This window comes from Caballeronia sp. (genome assembly GCF_049581465.1).
Lineage (GTDB): Bacteria > Pseudomonadota > Gammaproteobacteria > Burkholderiales > Burkholderiaceae > Caballeronia.
The window spans coordinates 1-3,443 of sequence record NZ_JBAUSA010000118.1; the positions used below are offsets into that span (position 1 = coordinate 1).

The 3,443-nt window shown below is 59.8% G+C and carries 3 protein-coding genes; 2 read left to right on the forward strand and 1 reads right to left on the reverse strand.

Annotated elements, in window-relative coordinates:
* Window positions 1-963: xanthine dehydrogenase family protein molybdopterin-binding subunit (locus WCA53_RS02895; protein ID WP_423905269.1), on the forward strand; the 963-nt coding region annotated here is incomplete at its 5' end.
* Between the two features lie 975 nt (window positions 964-1,938).
* A complete protein-coding gene (locus WCA53_RS02900; protein ID WP_423905271.1) occupies window positions 1,939-2,772 on the forward strand; it encodes a class II glutamine amidotransferase in 834 nt (277 codons plus the stop codon).
* A gap of 189 nt (window positions 2,773-2,961) precedes the next feature.
* Here the strand turns inward: WCA53_RS02900 and WCA53_RS02905 are convergent.
* The coding region (locus tag WCA53_RS02905) for a YSC84-related protein (RefSeq protein ID WP_423905272.1) at window positions 2,962-3,443 on the reverse strand (482 nt) is incomplete at its 5' end.

Sequence of the window (3,443 nt, forward strand, 5' to 3'; positions counted from 1 at the left end):
GCCTTGGGCTGGGGCGTCGGCGCCTGTGTCTGGCCGGCGTTGCGCTTTTCGGCCGCTGCGAGCGTGGATCTTCGAGCGGACGGCAGCGCCCGGGTGGTGTGCGGCACGCAGGACATCGGCACCGGCACATACACGGTGCTCGCACAACTGGTCGCCGAAGAGACCGGGATTCCACTCGATCGCATCGAGGTCGGTCTCGGCGATTCGGTCTTGCCACCGGGACCGGTTTCGGGCGGCAGCGCGGTGACCGCATCCGTGATTCCCGCGGTGCTCGACGCGGTACGTTCGGCAATTAAGCTGTTGCTGTCGCGCGCGGTGACCGTCGACGGTTCCCCGTTCAAAGGTACGGACGAAGATGCAATCGCATTCAGCGCTGGGCATGTGCATCGCAAGGGCGACGCGCCGGAGCGCGGCGTGCCGTTCGATCAGATCCTCGAAGCAGCGAAGATGAGCGCAGCGTCAGGCAGCGGGAGTGCCAAAGGCGGCTTCGACGATCCGCTAAAAAAGCGCTTCTCCATCTACTCCTACGGCGCGCACTTCGCCGAAGTCACATGGCAGCCGGAAATCGCACAGCTGCGCGTGAACCGCGTCGTCACAGTGATCGACGGAGGACGCATGATCAACCCGCGGGCTGCCCGCAACCAGATCGAGGGTGCGGTCGTGATGGGTGTCGGCATGGCGCTGTTCGAGCACACCCTGTACGACAGGCAGACGGGCGCACCGATCAACAGCAATCTGGCCGATTACATCATCGCATCGAACGCGGATACTCCTGAACTCGACGTGACCTTTCTCGATCATCCGGACACCGTGTTCAATGAGCTCGGCGCTCGCGGGATCGCGGAGATCGGCCTTGCGGGCGTAGCGGCCGCGATTACCGACGCCACCCATCATGCAACCGGCGTGCGCGTGCGCAAGCTGCCAATCATGATCGAAGATCTGCTGGCTGCAGAAATGGCTTGATCACAGCCTGGTTACGTCGGCCCGTTTAGGTACGTGCGTCGAACCCTGCTTGTAAGGCCGCCTCTCAGTCAGCTTTCGATGGATAACCTGTTTTGCGGCGAACAAGGTTGCCGCGAATCCGTCCAAAGCACGTGCCCATTGCATCTGCGGTGTCGCGATTATCGTCCACTACGAGTATGGACAGCGGGACCCCGGGAAGGGAAAGCTCCGGCAAAGACGGTGTACGAGTGATGTTTGACGTAGAAGTCCGCTTCAGGGTCAGCGTAAATTCGCTGCCGCCACTCCTCGGAACACGTCGACTAGCAGCAGTTCGCCCGCACCGGCCACACGACGGCGCGCTCCCTACTGCTCTTGTGTAGTTATCCGAATGACAAATGGATTTATGCAGAATTGACTAAATTATCTTATTATAATTTAGTCATACGCGGTTTTTTGCCACGTTTTTTCGCAAACTTGTCTCGGTACCACTGAGCCTTGAATGTCATGACCCCTCCTTCGCATGCCTCGCCCAGTGACATAAGTGGCGTCACCGGAGTACATACGGCGTACTCAATTTCTACGCCTTGGCAGTGCGCCCAACAAGCGGGTTCAGGCAGTAATGGCTGCGTGGGCTGAGCAAGGGGCTCTCAGGTTGATTCAAATGTCGGCTTGGCATCGCACACCGGCCCCTCGTGATACAGAGCGCCGCATATTCTTTGCCTGGAGCAACCCGCACGCACAAGCCGTCGGAATTCTTCGTCGAGCATTGCGTCGGTGGCGGTCTCGTTCGCGGGGGCCGCGACCGTCTATCTGATCCACAGCCGCGCGAAGATTTTCGACAATTACCACGCACCTAGGCGGAAATGCGCGTATCGTCGTTTCTGCTGCTGCGCATTGGCGTGTAGATTATGCTGACCGGCTTCTCCGAATTGCTGGTCCCCGTCGCGACGCTGCAACCGGTTGCCAGATACGAGCGTATCAGACAGGAGACATCTCATGTGCCGCTGGCTCGCTTATTCCGGCAAACCGCTTCAGTTGGAAACGGTGCTGTTCAACGCGAAGCATTCGCTGATCGATCAGAGCGTGCATTCGCGGCTCGGCCACACGACCACCAATGGTGACGGCTTCGGGATCGGCTGGTACGGCCATCGGACCGACATTCCTTTTCGCTACCGCTGCATCCAGCCCGCATGGAGCGACCGCAATCTGCGCGAAGCGGCGCGGGCGATCCACGCGCCGATGTTCGTCGCGCACGTGCGCGCGGCGACCGACACGCCGTCGCAGGAAACCAACTGCCATCCGTTCCGTCACGGCCGGTGGATGTTCGCGCACAACGGCCTCGTGCGCAACTATCCGGCGGTGCGCCGCGATCTAATGGTCGCGATCGACCCCGAACTGTTCCCATCGATCGAAGGCTCGACCGATTCCGAAGTGCTGTTCTTCCTAGCGCTCACGTTCGGTCTCGAGCGGGCGCCCGTCACTGCTCTCGAACGGATGGTGGCGTTCGTCGAGGAAACCGGCCGCCGCCACGAGGTCGATACACCGGTGAACATGACCGTCTGCGCAACCGACGGCCAGCAGATCGTCGCGGTGCGCTATTCAAGCGAGAGGCAGTCACGCTCGCTGTTTCACAACACGTCGTTCCGTCATTTGCACGAGTTGTATCCCGACGATCCGCGCATCGCGATGGCCGGGCAGGATGCGTTTCTGGTCCTTTCCGAGCCGCTCGCCGATTTGACGGGCTGGTGGCAAGAAATTCCGGAGAGCACGGTGATGGTGGCGCGCGGCGGCGAGGTCGAGCAGTTTCCGTTCGAGCCTCACGCGGTCTGAGTGACTTGGAAGCGACCGCTGCCTACACGTTGCGCTGAAGGCCGTTTACAGGGTCGGCTTGAGCCGATCCCCGTCGGCCCGGGTTCGGCCAGTTGCAGCCTTTCATGCTTTCGTTTCGCCGGACACTCATGCGTCTCTTTCGCGCAAGTTTCGACCTTTCAATGGCCTACATTTAACACTCGGCGAAAATCAACGAGGCGTGTAAGAGAACTTCTGGCCGCCAACGCTTGCCTCGTACATCAGCCCACCCTTGGCCACTGTAAACACAGCCATGCCTTTTCGATAGGAACCTGACGTTTTGGCATCTTTCTTGCCGCCACTTACGTTAGTAGACGTGCCCGTCGTGCCTGCCTGTGCGCCAGCCGCCGCAGTGACCGCGATCGCGTTGGCATCTGCGCCAAATTCAAAGTTACCATTGGTGAATGCTTTGAGGGCTCGTTCATCCTCGAACAAGATGAGTTCACTGTACACTTGGCCGCCAAGTTGCAAGCCCACAGTGACCTGAGTCATCGATGTATCGCCGATACGTTTGCCTTTCTCATAGACGCGACCCTTCCCATGAGCACCGCCTATACCGACCCCTCCCTTGCCAATCTTCGGAAACACAGCGTAACCATAGGCACTATGCAGAAGACTGCCGCTTTCTCCCGCATTCTTGAATAGGTTGAGGG

What these genes read in the sequence shown, in the direction of transcription:
- WCA53_RS02900 (WP_423905271.1), top strand. Translation starts at nt 1,939, where the DNA reads ATGTGCCGCTGGCTCGCTTATTCCGGCAAACCGCTTCAGTTGGAAACG.